This window comes from Streptomyces sp. MB09-02B (assembly GCF_033794485.1).
Lineage (GTDB): Bacteria > Actinomycetota > Actinomycetes > Streptomycetales > Streptomycetaceae > Streptomyces.
Map to the genome: position 1 here is coordinate 1 of NZ_JARGEE010000009.1, position 19123 is coordinate 19123.

The 19123-nt window shown below is 63.0% G+C and carries 16 protein-coding genes and 2 pseudogenes; 6 read left to right on the forward strand and 12 right to left on the reverse strand.

Features of this window, described 5'->3' with window-relative positions; genetic code table 11:
* Window positions 1-499 (forward strand): annotated as a pseudogene (locus P1P70_RS02875) (IS630 family transposase); the annotation flags it as partial.
* A gap of 233 nt (window positions 500-732) precedes the next feature.
* On the forward strand, window positions 733-975 hold the full coding sequence (locus P1P70_RS45645; protein WP_413471409.1) for a hypothetical protein: 243 nt from the start codon (window positions 733-735) through the stop codon (window positions 973-975).
* Between the two features lie 201 nt (window positions 976-1176).
* Here P1P70_RS45645 and P1P70_RS45650 read toward each other — a convergent pair whose 3' ends face one another.
* Window positions 1177-1584: a hypothetical protein gene (locus P1P70_RS45650; RefSeq protein WP_413471410.1), complete on the reverse strand. Its 408-nt coding sequence runs from the start codon at window positions 1582-1584 to the stop codon at window positions 1177-1179.
* Window positions 1585-1790: 206 nt separating this feature from the next.
* Window positions 1791-2758, reverse strand: a pseudogene (locus tag P1P70_RS02885) (transposase); the annotation flags it as partial.
* Between the two features lie 1009 nt (window positions 2759-3767).
* Between P1P70_RS02885 and P1P70_RS02890 the strand changes: the two are divergent.
* The 3 genes from P1P70_RS02890 (at window position 3768) to P1P70_RS02900 (ending at window position 7216) form a co-directional block, all read left to right on the forward strand.
* Complete coding sequence (locus P1P70_RS02890) at window positions 3768-5495, forward strand: carbamoyltransferase (RefSeq protein WP_319234269.1); 1728 nt, start codon at window positions 3768-3770, stop codon at window positions 5493-5495.
* A 39-nt stretch (window positions 5496-5534) separates the two neighbouring features.
* Window positions 5535-6251, forward strand: a complete 717-nt coding sequence (locus tag P1P70_RS02895; RefSeq protein ID WP_319234270.1) for an HAD family phosphatase — start codon at window positions 5535-5537, stop codon at window positions 6249-6251.
* Window positions 6252-6337: 86 nt separating this feature from the next.
* Entirely contained in the window at window positions 6338-7216 is an 879-nt protein-coding gene (locus tag P1P70_RS02900) for a class I SAM-dependent methyltransferase (RefSeq protein WP_319234272.1), read from the forward strand.
* An 84-nt stretch (window positions 7217-7300) separates the two neighbouring features.
* Here P1P70_RS02900 and nagA read toward each other — a convergent pair whose 3' ends face one another.
* The 10 genes from nagA to fabG form a co-directional block, all read right to left on the reverse strand.
* The gene (nagA, locus tag P1P70_RS02905) at window positions 7301-8485 is read right to left on the reverse strand and encodes an N-acetylglucosamine-6-phosphate deacetylase (protein ID WP_319234274.1); all 1185 of its coding nucleotides are present in this window, start codon (window positions 8483-8485) and stop codon (window positions 7301-7303) included.
* 235 nt (window positions 8486-8720) lie between these two features.
* Window positions 8721-8855, reverse strand: coding sequence for a hypothetical protein (locus P1P70_RS02910; protein WP_319234334.1), 135 nt, complete (start codon window positions 8853-8855; stop codon window positions 8721-8723).
* 119 nt (window positions 8856-8974) lie between these two features.
* Window positions 8975-10150 (reverse strand): glycosyltransferase, encoded by a 1176-nt coding sequence (locus P1P70_RS02915; protein WP_319234276.1) that lies wholly within the window; start codon window positions 10148-10150, stop codon window positions 8975-8977.
* A gap of 94 nt (window positions 10151-10244) precedes the next feature.
* Window positions 10245-11384: a ParB/RepB/Spo0J family partition protein gene (locus P1P70_RS02920; RefSeq protein ID WP_319234277.1), complete on the reverse strand. Its 1140-nt coding sequence runs from the start codon at window positions 11382-11384 to the stop codon at window positions 10245-10247.
* A 125-nt stretch (window positions 11385-11509) separates the two neighbouring features.
* Window positions 11510-12202: an HAD-IA family hydrolase gene (locus P1P70_RS02925; protein WP_319234278.1), complete on the reverse strand. Its 693-nt coding sequence runs from the start codon at window positions 12200-12202 to the stop codon at window positions 11510-11512.
* A 1-nt stretch (window position 12203) separates the two neighbouring features.
* Window positions 12204-12689, reverse strand: a complete 486-nt coding sequence (locus P1P70_RS02930; protein ID WP_319234280.1) for a hypothetical protein — start codon at window positions 12687-12689, stop codon at window positions 12204-12206.
* Window positions 12690-12763: 74 nt separating this feature from the next.
* On the reverse strand, window positions 12764-13726 hold the full coding sequence (locus P1P70_RS02935; RefSeq protein ID WP_319234281.1) for a hypothetical protein: 963 nt from the start codon (window positions 13724-13726) through the stop codon (window positions 12764-12766).
* A 203-nt stretch (window positions 13727-13929) separates the two neighbouring features.
* Window positions 13930-15270 (reverse strand): condensation domain-containing protein, encoded by a 1341-nt coding sequence (locus P1P70_RS02940; RefSeq protein WP_319234283.1) that lies wholly within the window; start codon window positions 15268-15270, stop codon window positions 13930-13932.
* 137 nt (window positions 15271-15407) lie between these two features.
* Window positions 15408-16619 carry an MFS transporter gene (locus P1P70_RS02945; RefSeq protein ID WP_319234285.1) on the reverse strand — a complete coding sequence of 404 codons (1212 nt, stop codon included), beginning with the start codon at window positions 16617-16619 and terminating at the stop codon, window positions 15408-15410.
* Window positions 16620-16982: 363 nt separating this feature from the next.
* The gene (gene fabG / locus P1P70_RS02950) at window positions 16983-17687 is read right to left on the reverse strand and encodes a 3-oxoacyl-ACP reductase FabG (RefSeq protein WP_319234287.1); all 705 of its coding nucleotides are present in this window, start codon (window positions 17685-17687) and stop codon (window positions 16983-16985) included.
* Window positions 17688-17873: 186 nt separating this feature from the next.
* On the opposite strand from fabG, the gene P1P70_RS02955 reads away from it, so the two are divergent.
* Complete coding sequence (locus P1P70_RS02955) at window positions 17874-19028, forward strand: beta-ketoacyl-[acyl-carrier-protein] synthase family protein (protein ID WP_319234288.1); 1155 nt, start codon at window positions 17874-17876, stop codon at window positions 19026-19028.
* Window positions 19029-19123: the final 95 nt, after the last annotated feature.

Sequence of the window (19123 nt, forward strand, 5' to 3'; positions counted from 1 at the left end):
CCGCTCCGACCAGGTCACCGGCCGCACCTGGGGCGCCAAGGGGTGCACCCCGATCGTGCGCCGCTCGGGCAACCGGTTCTCGGTGAACGCGATGTCCGCGATCAGCACGAAGGGCCGGATGCACTTCATGGTGTTCACCGAGACCTTCGACGCCGAGGTGATGTGCCGCTTCCTCGACCGGCTCGCAGGCCACTTCGACCACAAGGTCCACCTCGTCGTGGGCGGCCACTCCGCGCACCGCTCCCGCAAGGTCCGCACCTGGCTCGCCGATCACCCGGACCGGATCGAGCTGCACTTCCTGCCGTCGTACTCGCCGGAGCTGAACCCCGACGAGCTGGTCAACGCCGACCTCAAACGGAGCCTGCCGATGCACAGCCGGGCCCGCGACCAGGCCCAACTCGCCGCCGAGACCCGCCGATTCTTCCACTGACGCCAACGCCAGCCCCACATCGTCCGCGGCTACTTCGGCGGCCCGCACGTCCGCTACATCCTCGAATAGAACCCTTTGAGTTTCGGATCAATATGCTCAAGACTCTTGCAGCCAAGCACCGCTCGTCCGTGTCGAAGATGGCCGCCAAGCACAAGGCCAGAATCGACACTCCCAATGGGCCCTGAGTCTGTTTCGAGGCCCGTATCGAGCGGAAGAACAGGACGCCACTGGTGGCCCGATTCGGTGGGATTTCCCTCCAACGGCAGCGGGCGGCGGAACTCGCCGATCGTGAGCCTGTCCGGGTGGACTACCCGCAGAAGGAACTCATTGCGAGACTCCTGGCGGATACCTGCGCGATCTGCGGAAGCAAGGGCAACGTGCAAGTGCACCACGTCCGCGCTCTCGCCGACCTCGCACATGCCGGATGGCAGCCTTCCGACTGGGCGCGCGTCATGCTCCATCGGCGCCGCAAGACAGTCGTGGCCTGCGACATCTGCCACGACCGTATCCATTCGGAACGGCCAGCCAGACCATTCACGCAGTAGTCACTGGAGAGCCGGATGACCGGGAAACCGTCATGTCCGGTTCGGCGGGAGGTCGCGCGGAACAGGACTCGCCCTCACGGCGAGCACCTCGCCGCGCGGCCGACCCAACCGCCTGGCTCACCCGCTCCCGGCGCCTGGCCCGCGACTACGAAAGGCTGCCCGCGTCCTCGGAAGCGATGATCCTGTGGTCGATGACCATGGTCATGACCCGCCGTCTCGCCCGTCGCCGCAGGCGAGCCGGCCCGGCACCGGCTCATGCGCCCATCCCCGCGCAACGAGCCGCTTGAGTTTGCACTGCACGCCTTCGGTCTTCGCCGGAACCACCTCCAGCCCCAACAAGGCAGTGATCTCACGGCAGTTCAGCGGCTGGCCGCCAGAGGCACGGCGTTCGGCCAGCAGTCCCATGACCTGCTGATATTCCGGCGACAGCATCTCGGCCGACAGCCCCTGCCGCCAGGGAGGAACCACCGACCCGGGCCTCGCCGCCGACGGCACCGCGACCTCACTCCCGTCCGGCGCCTTCCCCGCCTCCCCGTCCTGGTCTGCGGTTTTACCCCCGCCGTCCCACACCTCGCCGACCCGCCTGCGGGCGATCAGCCACTCGTCCACACTCCGACTGCGCCGCCTCCAGCTCGGCCTGCAACTCCTCCACCCGCCTCCGGGCCGCACGCTCCCGCTCCTCCAGCGGCCCCAGCACCGACGCCATCACGCACCTCCAACACGCCACATCCACGGACGCACCGGACCTACCTCACCCACCCCCACACCATGCCTGACCAGCACAAAACCAAGTCCCACACTCGGTTTCGAGAAACTCATTCAGACCTGCCACACGCCTCTGTCTGAGGCAGATGTGGAGGTCTGGGCAGGTTTCGTTCGGTGATGCTCTCGGGGCGTCTCGCGGTTTTGCCGACGTCGTAGCAGGTGGCGGGTCGCTTGTTCTTCGAGCCAAGTGGCCTTTGACGTCCTGGAGTTGACGGCTCCGACGCACGGGCCGGACGGTGCAGGTGAGGGCGGAGCCGGCCGCGCCCGGCCGGCTCCGCCCAGGGCCGTCGCGAGTCGGTAGCGGCCTGGCGAAGGAGACGGAGGTGGGTGTGGGCGGCGATGACGATCCAGGTCCAGTGGTCTCCGGCCTCGGGGGTGCGGAGCTTCGGTCGGGTCCAGCCCAGGGTTTGCTTCATCAGCCGGAAGGTGTGCTCCAGGTCGAACCCGCGCAGGAACGTTTGCCATCGGACGTCGCCGTCCTCGCCGGTCAGGCCGGTGGCCGACGCCCACGGCCAGAGCGGCAGCGGATCGTGGCCGCCCTGAGGCCGTCGACTTGGAGGCGGATCAACGTGCCCTCGGCGACCGGGACTTCGCCGCTGCGGTCGATCCACGCGGAGCGGGTGGTCAGCCAGGGATGGATGCGGTCCCAGTCCATCGCGCCGACGGTGCCGTACCAGTCGGTGACCTGCACCGTTGCCGCGTCCGGCTCGCCCCAGGTCTCAGGCTTGGCGAAGTGGAAGTCCTTGCCGTGCTTCGGCGGGCGGCTGTGCGCATCCGTCCGAGGTCTGAACCGGGAGGTGGGCGATGCGAGGGGCGTCGTAGTCGGCGTCGAAGACGACCAGGATCTCGTGGTCATCGACGTGCCGACGGCCCGTCTCGATCAACTCCGTGACCACTCGGCGGACCTGGGCCGCGGTGACCTCGGCGACATCGGCGGCGGGACCAAGACAGACGCCGTCCAGTAGCTGACACCGGGAGGTCCGGCCCGATTTGAGGGCGGCTCGAAGGAATACGGCCACGACACGTTGGTTCTCTGCAAGCCCCAAGGCTCAATACGGGTGCAGCGCGATCCGTGAAAAACGCGCCAGGACTTGAGGCCGGCTACGCTGCGTTCCGCTGTGCAGCGTGCTGTCGAGAGTCCTTGGTTGGGCGTGTGTGCTCGGTTAGGCCGTTTCTGACGGCTCTTGAAATCGTTCGTGGGCGGTTACGGGCGAGTCTGGTGAGGCAGCCAGCGCCTCACGAGTCACCTCGCGCGGCGCCAATCGGCCGGATGATCTCCGACCAAGAGCCATCAGAAGCGCCCTAGTGCCAGCTCACGGCCAGAGTAGCTACCCGGCCGGGCTGTTCACCACGTGCACCTTCACCCGTGGCGGCGGCGCTTATGCGAGCGGCTGAAATTAGTCGGGGCCAGGCCGGCCCGACCAGGGCCCGCTGGCGCGGTGAGAACTTCAATCGACAGTCCCCCCTCGCAGGTGACAATGAGCATTGTTCCCCACTTGACCAGCGCATGCGGCGGGTCACGAGGGCGGGATAGGGAAACGCCCCCCGATCAGTGGCGGCGTTGAAACCTTCAGCGTCCAACAGCGCGATTGAACAGTTGACTTGACGTGATGAGCCAGCTTGACTCTGGCTGTGCTCCGTCAATGATTTGGAGGCTATTGCGGACGCCAATCCACAGATCCCCTTTGACACTCTGGGAGTACTGTATCTGAGCGATTCGCCAGTGACACATTGCGTCCGGACATGCTCAACGTCATTCGGGCGAGCAGCTGACGCAGAGGCTCCGACTGTTCAGCTATAACTGCGGCCGGTATGTCGAATACTGGGTGCCCGACTCAATACCGGCGGCGGATGAGCCCCTATGACGGCCCGGGAGTGGTCGGCGCTTGTTTCGCCCTGGACACTCGACTCATGCCCGCCGCCATCGCGTGCTTCGTTACTCTCGCGTTCTTCTCCTTCGGTCAACCGAACGGACCTCGGACAAGTTTTTCAAGTTCCCATGGGCGAACCCGAACTCGGAGGAAAAATTGCTTGTTCTCGGCATAACCAACAATGACTTAGCGGGTGCGTGCCTGGTGGAGGACGGCGCGATCGTCGCCGCCGCGAGTGAGGAGCGCTTCACCCGGATCAAGGATCACAAGACATGGCCGACGCGATCGATCGACTTCGTTCTCAATGAGGGCGGGACATCACTCGATGCTGTGGACGCGCTCGCATACGGATGGAATGCCGGGTTCGACGCCGATCGGCACCTTCTGCTCTATGTCGACCGAATAGCAGAGGAAGTTCGGAAGAACCCCAACTCGTTCCCCCACCTCAGAAAGCGCATCTCGGACGAGATTGCGAACGACAAGCAGAAGCGCGGCGAGTTCGACGACTTCGTGGAAAGCAATGGCCTAAGGTCGAAGGTCGCGTATGTCGACCATCACGAGGCACATGGGATCGGTGCATTCCTGTGCTCCCCCTTCGACGAGGCTCTGGTCGTGACCTGCGACGGCAGAGGTGACTTCCAATCACTGACGGTTTCCTACTGTACGGAGCAGAAGACGGAGGTGCTCCAAAGGGAGACTTCCATCGACAGCCTGGGGTATTTTTACGGTCGGATCACCAAACTCCTCGGATACCGACCAAATCGTCACGAGGGAAAGATCACCGGACTGGCGGCGAACGGAAACCCGACCAAGGCTCTGCCGCTGATGCAAAAGATGATCCACATCGACGATTCCAACCGGATCCGTGGTCTCTGCGGAGATTTCTTCCAGCCGTCGTACAACGGCTATACCGACGAATTGACAGCCGAGGTCGCCAAGCACGACCCGGCCGATATCGCCGCCGCCGCACAGGAGCACATCGAGTCGATCCTGTCCACTCTCGTGGCCCGTCACATCGCCGCAGTGCCCACCGGAAATGTCTGCCTTTCGGGTGGCGTATTCGCGAATGTCAAGCTCAATCAGCGGATATTCGAGGCGGCCGGTGTGCACAATGTATACGTCATGCCTCCGATGGGTGACGGGGGTCTGCCGCTTCAGGCCGCCGTCGTCGTGTCGCACCGCCGAACTGCCATGCGCCCCAAGGCGCCGTCGATGGCGCTTGGGCCCGACTCGACGATTTCCACGGAGCAGCTGGATGGAATCATCTGCGAATATCCCACCCTGTCGGTTCGGCGTATCGATCACGGGATGGAGAAGATCGTCGTCGACGCCTTGACGGACGGCCAGGTCGTGGGAACATTTCGCGGTCGTATGGAATTCGGACCACGCGCGCTAGGCAATCGAAGTGTGCTGTACCGTACCGACGACGTCGCGATCAACGACTGGCTCAATGCGCGACTGAACAGGACCGAGTTCATGCCTTTCGCGCCGATCACGGCGGAGGAGCTCGCCGCGGACTGCTATGTCGGGTGGTCCAGCGAGCACGTCTCCGCGCGATTCATGACAATCACGTATGAATGCCGTGAGCAATTTTCGAAGGCCTGCCCCGCGGTCGTGCACGTCGATGGCACGGCGCGTCCTCAGATCGTACGCAAGCAGGACGACCCCTTCCTGCACAGGGTTCTGCTCTCCTGGCACGAGCGAACCGGGCAAGCGGCGTTGGTCAACACCTCGTTCAACAAGCACGAAGAGCCGATCGTCGGATCACACCGCGACGCCCTCGAAGCGCTTCGGAGCGGTGCGATAGATGTGCTGGTGGTCGACGACACGTTTGTCATCCGGGACGAAGCACGCGGTGCCGCAGACGCGCCCGATCAGCAGTAGCAGGGACAGTGCCTTCAACGACGACGCATGAGGAGCGCAATGGACGCGGAGTCTCGCCGGATCCGTATCGCGGCGGTTGTCTTCGACATGGACGGTGTCGTTGTCGATTCCGGACCAGTCATCGAGAATGCCTGGAGTGAAGTTTCACGTCGCCACGGTCGTGTCCTGACGCCCGTCGACATCGCAAGTTACATTCACGGGAGGCCGGGTTCGGAGACGGTTCGGCTTCTCTTTCCAGACCGATCCGAAAATGACCGAAAGGCCATCTGGTCGGAGGTCGACAAGGCCGAGGAGGAGTCGGAATGCTCTGCCATTCCAGGGGTCGTCGATCTGCTGACAGGGCTCTCTCGCCTAGGTGTCGACGTCGGGCTCGTGACCAGCAGTTGGCCGCGGCGGATCGAGTTCGTGCTGGACCATCTCGAAATAACCGGCGCCTTCAAGGTGACGGTCAATCGCAATGACGTATCGCGTGGGAAGCCGAATCCGGATCCGTATCTGATCGCATTCGAAAGGCTCGGGGTCGATCCGGAGCAGGTCCTGGTCTTCGAGGACTCGGACGCAGGCGTGCGGTCCGCCGTCGCGGCGGGTGCGACCTGTGTGGCTGTCCGCGACGCCGGACTGGTCGACATCGGCGCCATCACCAGCGTGCCCGACTTCACCGGCCTCTTGATCGGCGAGGCCGGGGGCGGACGGGCGACCTTGACGGGATTCGACGGGATCGTGGTCGATCTGCTGTCCGGGCCGGCCTGTGTCTGACATCGGTCTGTTCACGCGGCTCTGCCTGACGACTTCGAATTCCCCGCAGCCCCTCGGCGGGGCACAAAGAGAGGATCGACATTATCATGGATGACATTACGGCGAGCGTTGTCGAACTCTACCAACAGTATCCCTATCCGACCTACGGGAATCATTCGGATTACTTCGAAACATTCCTGCAGCCTGTGATGGAGGAGGTCGGTCCGCTCTCCAGCATGCTTGAAGCCGGCTGCGGAACGGGGTGCGTCACCGTTGATCTCGCGACCGCGATGCCGGCGACGAAGATCGTCGCGTTCGATCTCTCTGAGCCGTCCCTGGCCTACGCGCGTAGGCTCATGCAGCAACGCGAGATCACCAACGCGCACGTCGAGCGGCGCAACTTCCTCGACGCCAATGACGACCTGCGTGGCTTCGATTTCGTCTACTCTCACGGTGTTCTGCAGACCCTGTCCGACACCGCGCTCGGTGCGCGACGGCTCTTCGAGTTCGTGCGACCTGGCGGCCATGTGTACGTCTGGACGTACTCGACACTCGGCCGTCGCGAGCTCGAGGACTTGCGAGAGGCCCTTCGTATCCTTCAGATCGGGCCTGATCATCCTGACCGGTTGGAGCTCGTGCGGACCCTGGCGCCTCCGCACTTCGCGCGGAAGGTGTACCGCGAGAACATGTCGGCCGACGAATCGTTGATTCACCTGCACGACGTGGTCTATCACCCGCACGATGTGGATTTCCGGGTCGACCAGCTCTACGACCTCTTCGAGGGTGCCGGCTTCGACGTGGTGCGCCTGGTCGAGGCCAACGGCGAACTGTGGCCGAGCGTCGAGGCGATGCCGTGGTCGCGCGAGATCAAAGATCTGTCCGCGAGCCTGCCGCAAAGGCAGTGTGACGCGCTGATCGAACTCACGCTCAAACCAGCCGGATTCGGCGTCCTTCTCCGCCGGCCTTCTGAGGTGGCGTCGCGTTGACGTTTGAGGGCTCTCGCCGGACGGAATCCTCCCGTCCGGCGAGCCCGAGGTCGTCCGTGAAGGCCGCGCGTTGGCGACAACAGGTCAGTGACCGCCGCCGGTGATCTGGTCGTAGGTTCCATGGGCCAGTCGGCCTCGTGCGATGACAGCTCGCACGCGCAAGGCATCGCTGAGGACGACGAGGTCCGCATCTTTGCCGGCGACGATGCTCCCTGTCCGATCTTGGAGGCCGAGTACCCGCGCCGGTGTGGATGCGGCGGCCTTGGCAGCGTCGACGATGGGGACTCCGACGCAGTTGACCGCGTGACGTACGGCCCTGTCCATGGTCAGTGTGCTTCCGGCATTGGTGATGCCGTCCAGCAGTGTCACCTTGCCGTCACGCGCGAGGATTGTCAGCGGTCCGAGTCCGAATCGCCCGTCGCGCATCCCGGCGGCAGAGGTGGCGTCGGTGACGAAGGCGATCCGATCGGCGCCAGCGGCTTTCAGCGCCAGAGCGACCGAGCCGCTGTGTAGATGGATGCCGTCGTTGATCAGTTCGCAGACGACGGCGTCGTGTGTGAGTGCCGCTGCCACGGGTCCGGGATCGCGATGCTGGAACGGTCGCATCGCGTTGAACAGGTGTGTGGCGGTGCGCGCGCCTTCGTCGAAGGCTTGTCGGGCTTGCTCGTAGGTGGCGTCGGTGTGGCCGACGGACGCGGTCGCGCCCGCAGTGGTGACTTCTCGGATCAGGTCCATCGCGCCTTCCAGCTCCGGGGCCAGGGTGACGACGCGGACTGCGCCGGCTCCGGCGTCGAGCAGGTGACGAAGAGCCTTGACGTCCGGTGGATGCACAAAATCGGTGTGGTGCGCCCCGCGGTAGCGGGGATTGAGGAACGGGCCTTCTAAATGGATGCCGGCGATGGATTCGCCCAGCTCGTCCCCCGACCGCATGATCTCAGCGACCGCCCGGGCCGCCGTCGCCATCTGGTCCACAGGTGACGTCACGAGGCTGGCGAGGGTCCGTGTCGTACCGTGGCGCCGATGGAAGTCGATCGCGCGCAGGATCTCCTCCGGTTCGGCGGTCGTGACCTGCGCGCCGCCGCCGCCGTGCATATGAAGATCCACAAATCCGGGCAGCACATAGCCGCCGCCGAGGTCGTGTGTCGAATCCGAGGAGCGCGGCGGGTCGCCGAATCCGACCGCGTCGATGCGCCCACCGGCGAATCGGATCCAACCCGGTTCCAGGATTTCCCTTGAAGTCACAACCCGTGTGTTTGCGAGAATGGTCATATACATCCAGTTCTGTGGGGCTCGGCCAGCGTGAATTTCGTAAGGGCCTTCCGGTACTTGTTGAGCCATCCAACGGTCGCGCGGCCATCGCGGTCACGCCAGCTGTAATTCCGGTCAGAAGGGCGTCGGGCAGGCCGCGCCGGTGGCCGCCGGTAGCGAGCTGGACGCGGCGGCCTTCTTCGCGAAGGAGAGCAACCTGTGGTACCCCGGTTCATCAGCGCGGAGCAGGCCCCTTTCAAACCAGATAGGCGGCCGCCCGGCTGATCGACGTGGTCTTCGACGCGTTCGACGAGTACACCGTCGTAGTGCCGGGCACCGGCACTCCCGACATCGTGATCCCGTCCCTGGCCCGCTCCTGCGGAAGACCCAAACCCAGGCACTCCTCAGCCTGGCCCGCCACCGCATCAGCGTGCTGTTCGCGATGCTCCGCGACGGCACCTTGCACGAACCCAGAACCCCACGTCTCGCTTGACGAAAGACATGGAGCGACTACGTGATGTAGCGATCGAGCCGACCGATTTCGGCGTCGAACGGCCAGGTGCAGAAGGCGAGGTTCTCGACCTTCTCATAGAACGGTATGTCACCTTCAGCTTTGTGCGGGGCGCGACTGTGGTGCAAATGCACCATCGGATCGTCGTAGCGATCCATGATGCCATGGCGTTCGATGCGCCAGACGAAGTCTTCGTCTTCGCCGCCCCATCCCACGAATCGCTCGTCCATCCCGGCCAGTCGTTGAAAGAGCGATTCCCGGAGCCACACACACCCGCCTGGCGGTCGCCGGAGCCATACGCCACGCAGATCATGCGGATCGACCCGATGCGCTTCGTCAAGGCAGCGCTGCACACTGGCTCGCACACTGGCGCGTTCATCGAGGAAAAGCATATCCCGATAAGGCCAATGTGCTTGTGTTCCGCAATGTCCAAATCGTTCGATTGCGCGCTCAATGAAGTGGTGATCGACCAGAATATCGCCGTCGAGGACGCATACCAGCTCAGCCGGGCGTGCGCCATGTACGACGCCGACATTCACAGCCCAGGATTTGTTGAACGGGCCGGTACTGGGAGCGAACAGGTAGTGATCGCAGGCTCCGGCGAAGAGCTCTCGCCATTGAGCTCGCTCATCACTTTCGACGACGATCACCCGGTATCGATCGCGCGGGTAGCTCTGGTCCGCGAGGGCGTTGAGCACGGCGGCCAGATTCCGCACGCGGTCGTGCGCGTTCTCTGCCGCGCGAAATGGAATGACGACAGCGGCGTCAACCGGATGCGTCCCGTGGTGCGGACGTCGCACGATGCCGCCGAGCAGTACGTCCGCCGTCGGTGCCGGAGTCTCGTGGCCAAGGGGGGAACCGAAGTGAATGAGCAGCCGTGACGAACTCTCCACTTCTTGCGCGAGCGCGACCAGTCGTGCGGACGCCGGCGTGCCGGCAGGCTCCGCGAAGACGGACTCGAGCTCCTTGACGAGTTGTCGGCACGCACCATCGTCGCGCGGGCTCGCGGCGACAACCGACGTGAGCCCGCGAACGTCGGGCTGTTCGGAGTCGAGTAGGGCGGAAGCCATCGCCACATGTGTGTCGGCAGCCCACTTCCAGTAGTTCGGCGCGACGCCCTGCGCGTCGGCATCATGCGCCAACACCAGGCTGCTCACCGCCGCGTACGCGAGCATGCGAGGCTCTTGAGGTCTCGGTGTCACGCGACATCTCCATCCTGTCGATCAACCGGCTGGACTGACTTGGACTCGTGATTTCCGGCGCACCGCACTAGTGATCGTCGGCGGGCACTCGTTGCGTATCCGCCGGCTGACGGCTGCACTCCTCGAGCTGCCGGGCGAAGATCTGCCAGTCCTCGGCGTAGCTCTGCGCCAGGCTCAGCAGTGCATCAACGCTATGCCGGGGGATGTTGTCGACGATCTGCTGCCATTCCTCCGGCCTCGAAGGGTGCGCGGCGAGCATCCGTAACAGCGTCCGTCCCTTTTCCGTGAGCCGCAATGACGGGTCGCGGGTCAGCTGGGCAAGTATCTGTTTGCGCTCCCCGGGCACGATTCTGCGGGTTTCGGTCTGTGCCGACCCGTTGGGTACGGACAGCCCGCGCCGCCTCTCCCGCTGCCCCTGGGGGATCACGTCCCGACCGGATAGAACCCGCTGCTTGACGTCCCGGGCTGTTCCCAGAGAGATTCCCGCCTCCCGGGCAATCTGACGCAGGGAGAGCTGCCGGCCACTGCGTATCAACTCGGAGGCCTTTGAACGCCCTTCTGCAGCACTCATCGGTCGGACTCGGCCGTCGCTGCCCACGCGGACGGGCAGTATGGGGACGTTGTCCATGGAGCGCCGAAGCGCCGCGATGGTCCGCGCCGACAGCGCACTGGCGTGCGCGATGCGACGATCGGACCACTGCGGATGGCTGCACATGATGCGTTGGGCCGCGGCCATCCGGTCGCTGCGCTGCAGCGGCAGGCCGTGCTCCGCGTTGAGCCGCACAGCCAGCACGAACGCATCGGCCTCACTGCCTTCGAAAAAGCGCGCCTCGACGTACTCGTCACCGCGCAGTTCCGCTGCGCGCAGCCGGTGTCTGCCGTCAATCACCTGCATGGTCGGCCGGTGCACCAGGATCGGCGGCGCCTTAGTCCCGGACTCCGCTAACCCTTGGGCATGCTCCAAGTCCACCCCTTGTGAGCGAGGTGACACTGACAGTCCCATGGTCACGTCGGTGAGCCTGAGGCTGTGGATGGGCAACACATCCAGGTCGGGCGGCTCCATGGGAAGCTCCGGACCACCGTATCCCGTATCCTGGCTCGCCGAGAACACAGCGGCAAAGCTTTCCTCGACAGCCCAGGTATCGTCCCCGAGGAGGGCCGACACCTGAACTAAAACGCCTGCCGATTTTTCCCTTCCCTGTTCCACCCTAAACCGCCTCCCGTTGGACCACTGACTACCTGTCGATACAAACCACTGAGCATCCGCCCGTCACCGATGCCGAGGCGGAAGCGCCAGTTGGGCTCTCGTCGCTTCGGGCTGGGCGGCAACGGTTAAATACTGGGAGATCCGACTCGTTGAGAAAGAGTCAAACCAGGCGCCCCGCGGTGCCGTGAACCCGTAAGCGCGAAGGACGTGAAGTCCTCATATACAGTCCCCTTTCCGCTCATGGCATTCTGATCAGATGCGATCACGAGCACAGTCATACCGGATGACTCGGCTGCCTGAATTCCGGCAACAGAATCCTCGAATGCCAGACACTGCTCAGGCGCGACGCCCAGGAGCCGAGCTCCGAGGAGGAACCCCTCCGGATCCGGTTTGCCGTTCTGCACGTCTTCCGCGGTCACCATTATTAGGGGTTCCGGTATCCCCGCTGCGGCAAGCCGGCTGCGCGCCACGCGGCGTTCCCCGGACGTGACGATTCCCCACGCTCCCGGCGGAATATCCGCTATGAGATCAACTGCTCCGGGCAGTGCTCGCATGCCCTTTGTGTCACGACAGGAAATATCCCGCAGCCATTCCATCTCTTCGTCGAAATAGGCATCGTCAACATAGGAGGCAATCAGTTCGCTGTCACGCCGCCCGTGGGACTCCAGTAGCACCAGGTCGCCATCCAGGCCGTGCCGGGCCGCCCACATTCGGGTATGCCTTTCAATGGCTTCCATCGAGTCCACTAAAGTGCCGTCCAGGTCGAAGAGAACGGCGCTGCCGTGCCATATTTCGCCATTCATGACGTAACCTCGCATGTCAGATTGATTTCCTCACGATGTGCAGCAGAATCTCGCGGTACCGGCGATTGAGTGGCTCGAACCCTATCCCCATGTGAGGGTGGAGAAAATTTGTTTGCTGCGGCGCGAAGAATGCGCGGCACGAAGCCGGGAGAACTCTGCCATCGGACTCCATAGAATCTATGGCCGCCAAATATTCCACATCGCTCATCTCGAGACCGAAGTCCCTGTACAGTCGAGACCACGCAGCGCTGCGCGATTGAAACTCCGCACCGCTTCCTGCGTTCTTTCGAAGCACCGACTGAAGGGATCTTGGCGCGAGAATCTCGCAAGCCAGCACAGTGACCGATACTGCAATAGGGCCGTCGGATATCGGCAGAGCAGGTGGCCGCCACTCCTCTGGGCTAACCTCGGCAGCGCACACGGGACACTCCAGCACCGTGAAGCGAACTGCTTTCGACTGGGCGGCCGGCTCAAGCAGCGCGTTCGCTTCTTGCTCCGCCATACGTCTGATCGTCTCATTCAGTACCACAGAGGTGTGCCTGTCCTCATTTTTTGGTGCGTCACAACGATTCCTCATCATTGAGCCCTGCTCGCAGCAGTGCGCATGCCGTGGCGCACAGCTTCGATACCTGCGTCAACCAGGACGTCTCGCTGGCCTGGAGCAATACACCTGCTATCTTCCGCCCGCAATCCGGAGACCAGCCAAGAATTCAACGCGCCGCGAGCAATCTTTGCCCTGTATTCGGTAAGGAGTGGCAAAATTCGCGCGATCTGAAAAGAATCGAACCCGAGGATGTAGCAGGCTGCCCAGAATTCAGTGAACACTCGCTCGCCTAGCTCCGAAACGAGAATTTTAAGCTCGCCGCTCGACTCCTTCAAATACCTCTCGCAAGCAGTAATGATTTCCTGGCCAGGTATGTCGATCAAATCGCACCAGTCCCACCAATACCAGCCGAACGGATGCTCAAGCAGTTCGTCCGTACCGGGCCTGATGAATCGCAACAGACAAGTTGAACCGGTAAACTCGACAGCGAAGGAGAATTTGCCGGGATTCTGTATCCGCTCGGCCATGCGCCGTTCGATACCGGGATCAGATTCCCAGTGATTTCTTGGCGTCGGGTCATCCGGTATCAGGACCGTAGCCCTTCGCACACCATGAGATCCGTTTCCGGCCAGGCTCTCCCCGTCCATATGGTCGAGCAGATGCGGCACGGTTGCGACCACGGGTATCTTCCGCTCACGACAGAAGACCGTGATCAGCTCATCGTCGTCACGAAAGTCGTCTGGAAACTCTGCGAGATAACGGGAAAGCTCCAATGCCTGACTCGCTGGCAACGCGAGAGCCAGAGCCGGTGTCCACTCTCGAAGCGAAAGCCGTACCCAAGAAGAGCCCAGAACCGCTGCCTGCCTGACTAGGTACGAGTTTTCCGGGCTGTTCCCATTCACGTAAAAAGCGATTGCGTGATCCGGTTTGGCCCTGATGGTCGGCGCCAGAGATTCCGTGAATTGTGGAACGACGGTGATGTCATCCTGAAGCACTACATGGTGCGTTCCGAGTCCGATTTCCCGCCACGCCCTCTTGGCGGTCCGCAGCGGGCTGGCCGGCCCCTCCGGGTCTGGATCTCTCACGATTCTGAGCTCAAACGGGTGGCATTCCGCTGACAGGCGTGGGAGCGCATTTGCCCGCCTAGGATGGTGCATGACCACGAGGTCTGGTCTCACTTCTCCGCTGTGGCCCACTTTTATCCTCTCTCCCGTGAGCGCGCGCTCCCAACCACCCTCGCCGCATCGGCAAGGTGCTCCTCCATGGTGCGCAACACGGCGATCATGTGTTCGGATCCCAGGATTTCCGTGTCAGCGCAGAGAGAAATCTCCGTGTATTCTTCACGATCACGGATCTGGAATATCAAGCTTCCATCGCCTTGATCATCGGAGTCATCCAGCCAGTTGAAACTGGTGGACAGTCGATCCGCTGCCGTAGGGCCGTCGTCGGCAGCTCTGATTCTCGCCTCGTTGATGTAGTTGAACCAACACCGAAGGTTGAGAGCATCAGCGTGTTCGGCCTTGGCCGCTTGCAGTCGGCGCCGGAGCTGGATTTTGTCGAACTGTGAACTCCGATAGGTCTGGAGACTCATCTTCCAGGCCCGTGACGCCAGTTCAGTGAAATCCCCTGCGTTCAGATCGAGAGTGAAGAGCCCTTCGATGGCGAGGGTTCCGACGACCCGTTTCAGGCTTGCCGATCGGTTGTGGACCATCACCATGAGACAGATGTTGTCCAGGTCGGTCAGCCGCCCCAACTCACGTCCCACAGCTGCCAGCATGATCGCAGCTTCACTGGTTCCCGTCTTCTCCGTCAGCTCTTGCAGCGCTTTCCGGATGATGGCCGAGCGCATGGACACCTCACGGAATCTGGGCTGCTGCGGATCGGCGAGACTCCGGTTGACAACCATGCTCGGCGCATCTGTCAACGTCTTGACCCAGTACTCCAAAGCGTTATCGGAACGCTTGGTGCCGGCAGCGGAACGCTCCGCCTCGGCAAGCTCTCTCGGCTGTGGAACCGGAGCGTTTTGACCTCTGAGCCGGCCGCTGAGGAAGGAAGCGATCTCCTCTTCCAGTATTTCCATTCCCTCGTTGTCGGCAGCCATGTGCGACAGGCCCAGGATGATGAACCCTATGTGTTCCCCGGCAAGGCCGACGGCGGCCCTCAGCGATATCTCACGACCGTGATCGAACGGCGCCACCACCAGTCCTCTTCCGATGGAATCGGCTTCTTCCTCGGGCGCTCCCTCTCGGAGATTTTTGACCTGGATGCCCACCTCTAATTCACCAAGAACCCGCTGCCACAGCTTTCCGTTCGCGTCCTCGAAGTAGACTGTGCGCAGTGCCTCGTGCCGTGCTACGAGCCACTCGATCGCCTGCCTGGCCAGCGATAAGGGATTATCCGCCTCATAGCGTGCCACTATGTGGTAGTTGTGACGACTCTGATTCCTTGATCTCTCTATGGAATCCCACATCGCTATCTGCCCCAGCAGCGCCGGAGCGACTCCACTGCTCAGGTCTCGTAATAGCAGATGGTTTTTCACCCGAGTTCTCCCACTCATCGAGATATGGATCAGTTGCCAGGCGCGGGCCGTCTAACAAGAGTGATGCGCGCAGGGAGTCGTCAATGAATGGAATCGCAAAACGCCAGTGCAGTCATGAAGCCATTCGTACATGTGGGTCATGGCTTCTCCGTCCCGGCGGCGGACAGCTTGTCTCCACTGGTCATGCGTGGTGCGTAGTACCAGCGAGCCGTGGCAAGGATCGGGACCCCCATGACAACAGACAGAATTATGGCCGCGGCATGCGTCGACCATCCGGCAAGAAAGGCTCCCAGAGCCGTTCCCACGAAGGTGCATGCGTCGACGACAGGAATGAGGGCGGCGTAGTAGTAGCCGGTCAAACTGGCTGGCACACGGAGTTGGGCTTCCGCGTAGTACAGTACATAGCCAGTAGATTCCATGATCCCTGCCATCGCCATGAGTGCAAGAGCCACCAGGAAATTGGTCAACCATGGCAATGTGAGCCAGATCAGCGCCTCCACGACCATGACAACGATGTACAGCGTGCCGGTGCGCACACGTCGGAGATGGCCGGCGAACAGGCTTCCGCACAGGCCGCCCACCCCCATGGCAGCGAGCATCCACCCGTAGAAACCCGAGACTTGCGAGAAGGACTCCGCCCCCAGAACGAGCAACATCATCCGCCCCAACGCGACAGCCAGGCTGTAGGTGAATGACGTGATGGTGGCCCCGCGCATGAATAAATCCTCGGTGGTGACGCGCAGCAGGGCCCTGGTGTTCCTCGCGTATTGGTGCAACAGCTTGTGAAGCCCTTGGCCGGACCGCGCATCGTCGACAGGGCTGGTGTCGGAGGGCAGGGGAGGGATGCGGAAGATCATTACCGCTGCCAGGGCGGCGGTCACCGCTTCCATGAGGAAGACGACGGACAGATTCCCGGCGATGACGAACAATCCGACCAAGGGCGGGCCTAGCAAGGTGGGCACACGCTGCGCAGCGACCAGCAGCCCGTTGCCGCGTCTCTCCTCACCTTCGGCTATCACCGCAGGGCGTAGCACAAGCCAGGCCGGAAGGGCGAACATGGCGGCGATGCCCATCCCGAGTGACAGGACCTGCACCTGCCACAGTGCTTGGCTGACCGGGATCAGCCCGGCGAACACCCCCGAACACAATGTGCTGGTGACGGCGACTTGTCGCGGATCTCGCGCAGCGAGTACCCCACCCACCACAGGGCCCGCGAGGATGCTCGGCAGGAGGCGGATCGCGAAGGTGACACCGGCCGCCAGAGACACACCGTACTTTTCGACCAGGAGGAGCGGAAGTGCCACTGACGTGCTGACAATACCGAGGTCGACGATGAAGATGCTGACCATCAGGGGGATGATCCCTGAGTGGAGCAACGGGCGGCGTCCGGCTCCCTGGCCCCTTCGCCTAGGCATCCTCGACCTCTCCGACCAGCTCACGCAGGCCTGTCCGGCCCTTGAGAAGACGGGGCTCCCGACGTGATTCCACCGCCGGCTCCCCAAGCCGCGGCCTGTCCCGTCCGGCCATGGCGTTCGAAATACCGTCCAGCATCCGGTAGGTGAGACGTGGCGAGATCATGCCCCTGCTGGCCGGCCCGGAGCTGATCACGCTTCCTGGAGCATGGGGGGGCGCGAGAAGCCCATCGAGGCGGGTTCTGCCGGGCCGGCCCGGCAGAACGGGGAGATGGCGCGCCTTCGCCGCGAGGCCCATGCTCAATGCCCCATCCCAAGTCCGCCGTCCACCGGAATGACCGCTCCTGTCACGAACCCGGCCCCTCCTGAAGCGAGCCAGGTGACAGCGGACGCCACTTCACCGGGGGTACCGCTCCTTTGGAGCGCCGTTTCTGCGAGGATCTGTTCCTGGCGCTCCGCGGAGAGCCCCTGCGTCAGAGTGGTGGGGATGAGTCCGGGGGCGACGACGTTCACGGTGACGTTGTGCCGTCCGATTTCCCTGGCCAACGACCGTGCCAGGCCAACCATCGCGGACTTGCTCGCAGCGTAGTTGGTCTGCCCCTCCGAGCCGCGGAGACCGACCACGGACGAGACGAAGATGATACGTCCCCAGCCCTTCTTCACCATATCCGGATAGGCACACCGCGTGGCGTAAAAGGCGCCCCCCAGGTTGGTCTCCAGAACACGGAAGAACTGCTCGTCCCTCATCCTCATCAGCAGCATGTCATCGGAGATCCCGGCATTGTTCACCAGGACTTCCACGGGTCCGTGTGCCTTTCGCGCTTCCTTGAATGCGGCCGCGACCTGGCGAGAATCAGCCACATCGCACTCGATCACGTAAGCGCCCTCCGGTGCCTTGGCGCTTCTCTGCACTACAGCGACCTTGTCGCCCTGGGCCAGGAAGGCTTCGGCAATCGCGGCACCTATGCCCCGGCTGCCTCCGGTGACCAGAACTGATCGCTGCACGGGTTACCCCCAGGTGTCGCAACAGACGATGACGGGTAGCTCGCATGCTGACAGGAGTCACCTGGAACTTGCAAGTGCACACTTCTTTCACTTGAGCCTCTGGCGAAACACCATCCAGCCGTATAGGTTGAAAGCGCTTGCAGCCCTAGCAGGGCATCCGTGGCTCGACTACCCGGAGGTCTCGGCTTGCACAACGTCGTCGTTACGGGGTACGGAGTCTTCACGGCATTCGGCTTCGGTGCAGAAGTGCTTCGAAACGGGGTCTTCGCGGGCCGACCATCCTTTGCCGAAGTCAGCCGGTTCGATACATCTCGCTATCACGCGAAGCACGCTGCCGAGTACCCCGGTGAACCAGCGCCGTCCCAGATGGACGTATTACGTAGGTGCCTTGTTGATGCGTTATCCATGGCCCGGCATGATGGGACGGATATACCTGTCCTACTTGGTACCAACGGCGATCACTCCGCCAACCTGGATTTCTGGAAATCAGTCGCCGATGGGGAGAGGCCGCGCGATTCCGGCATCGTAGACGGTCTGCCAGGTCGATTACCAGAGCTTCTTGCCAGGGAGTTCGGTCTCGGTTACCCTCGGATGGCATTTGTGAATGCCTGCATCGCGGGAACAAATGCCGTCGCGTACGGAGCGGAACTCATCAGTTCCGGAAGAGCAGATTCAGTACTCTGTGGCGGTTCATTTCTCGTCACAGAAGACATCTTTGCGAAGTTCGACTCTGGAGAGGCTCTCGCCATCGACGGCGCGGTCCGGCCCTTCTCCAAAGGCCGACAGGGGTTACTGCATGGCGACGGGGCCGCAGTCCTGCTGTTGGAGTCGAGGGGCCACGCAAGGCGGCGGGGGGCTGAAGCCCTTGGCAGAGTCCTGGGCTGGGGATTGGCGGCGGACGGTCACCATCCCATCCAGCCCCATCCACAAGGGCGGGGGCTAGCCGCAGCTGCTCGAGCTGCCCTGCGCCGAGCTGGGATGGACGCCCGTGACATCGGCTACGTCAACGCCCACGGCACCGGAACACCCCGTAATGATCCAGCCGAGGCCGCAGCACTGCGCCAAGTGTTTGGAGAACGCGCCGACTCGGTCCCGGTCAGCTCCACCAAGAGCAGCACGGGACACATGCTTGAGGCAACAGGTGCGGTGGAAGCCGTGATCACGCTCCTCGCCCTGAGCGACGGACTCCTGCCGCCCACCTGCGGGTTCCTCGAAGCCGACCCGGAGTGCGTCGTCGATTGCATCCCGCACACGGCGAGGGACACGAACGTCTCACACGCGCTCTCGCTGAACGCCGCCTTCGGCGGCGCCAACGCGGCTCTGGTACTCGGCGCCCCATAGTGACCTCGCCTACGGGCGCCTTCGTCTTGATCTCGCACCACGCCTATAGCGCTGAGGGGGAACATTGGCGCCGAAAATCTTGTCCGAACGCAGTG

Excerpts from the sequence above, each read along its gene's own strand:
- P1P70_RS02915 (WP_319234276.1), bottom strand. The coding sequence starts at position 10,150 with ATGCTCGCGTACGCGGCGGTGAGCAGCCTGGTGTTGGCGCATGATGCC.
- P1P70_RS02930 (WP_319234280.1), bottom strand. The coding sequence starts at position 12,689 with ATGGCGGAGCAAGAAGCGAACGCGCTGCTTGAGCCGGCCGCCCAGTCG.
- P1P70_RS02925 (WP_319234278.1), bottom strand. The coding sequence starts at position 12,202 with ATGCGAGGTTACGTCATGAATGGCGAAATATGGCACGGCAGCGCCGTT.
- P1P70_RS02895 (WP_319234270.1), top strand. The coding sequence starts at position 5,535 with ATGGACGCGGAGTCTCGCCGGATCCGTATCGCGGCGGTTGTCTTCGAC.
- nagA (WP_319234274.1), bottom strand. The coding sequence starts at position 8,485 with ATGACCATTCTCGCAAACACACGGGTTGTGACTTCAAGGGAAATCCTG.
- P1P70_RS02900 (WP_319234272.1), top strand. The coding sequence starts at position 6,338 with ATGGATGACATTACGGCGAGCGTTGTCGAACTCTACCAACAGTATCCC.
- P1P70_RS02945 (WP_319234285.1), bottom strand. The coding sequence starts at position 16,619 with ATGGTCAGCATCTTCATCGTCGACCTCGGTATTGTCAGCACGTCAGTG.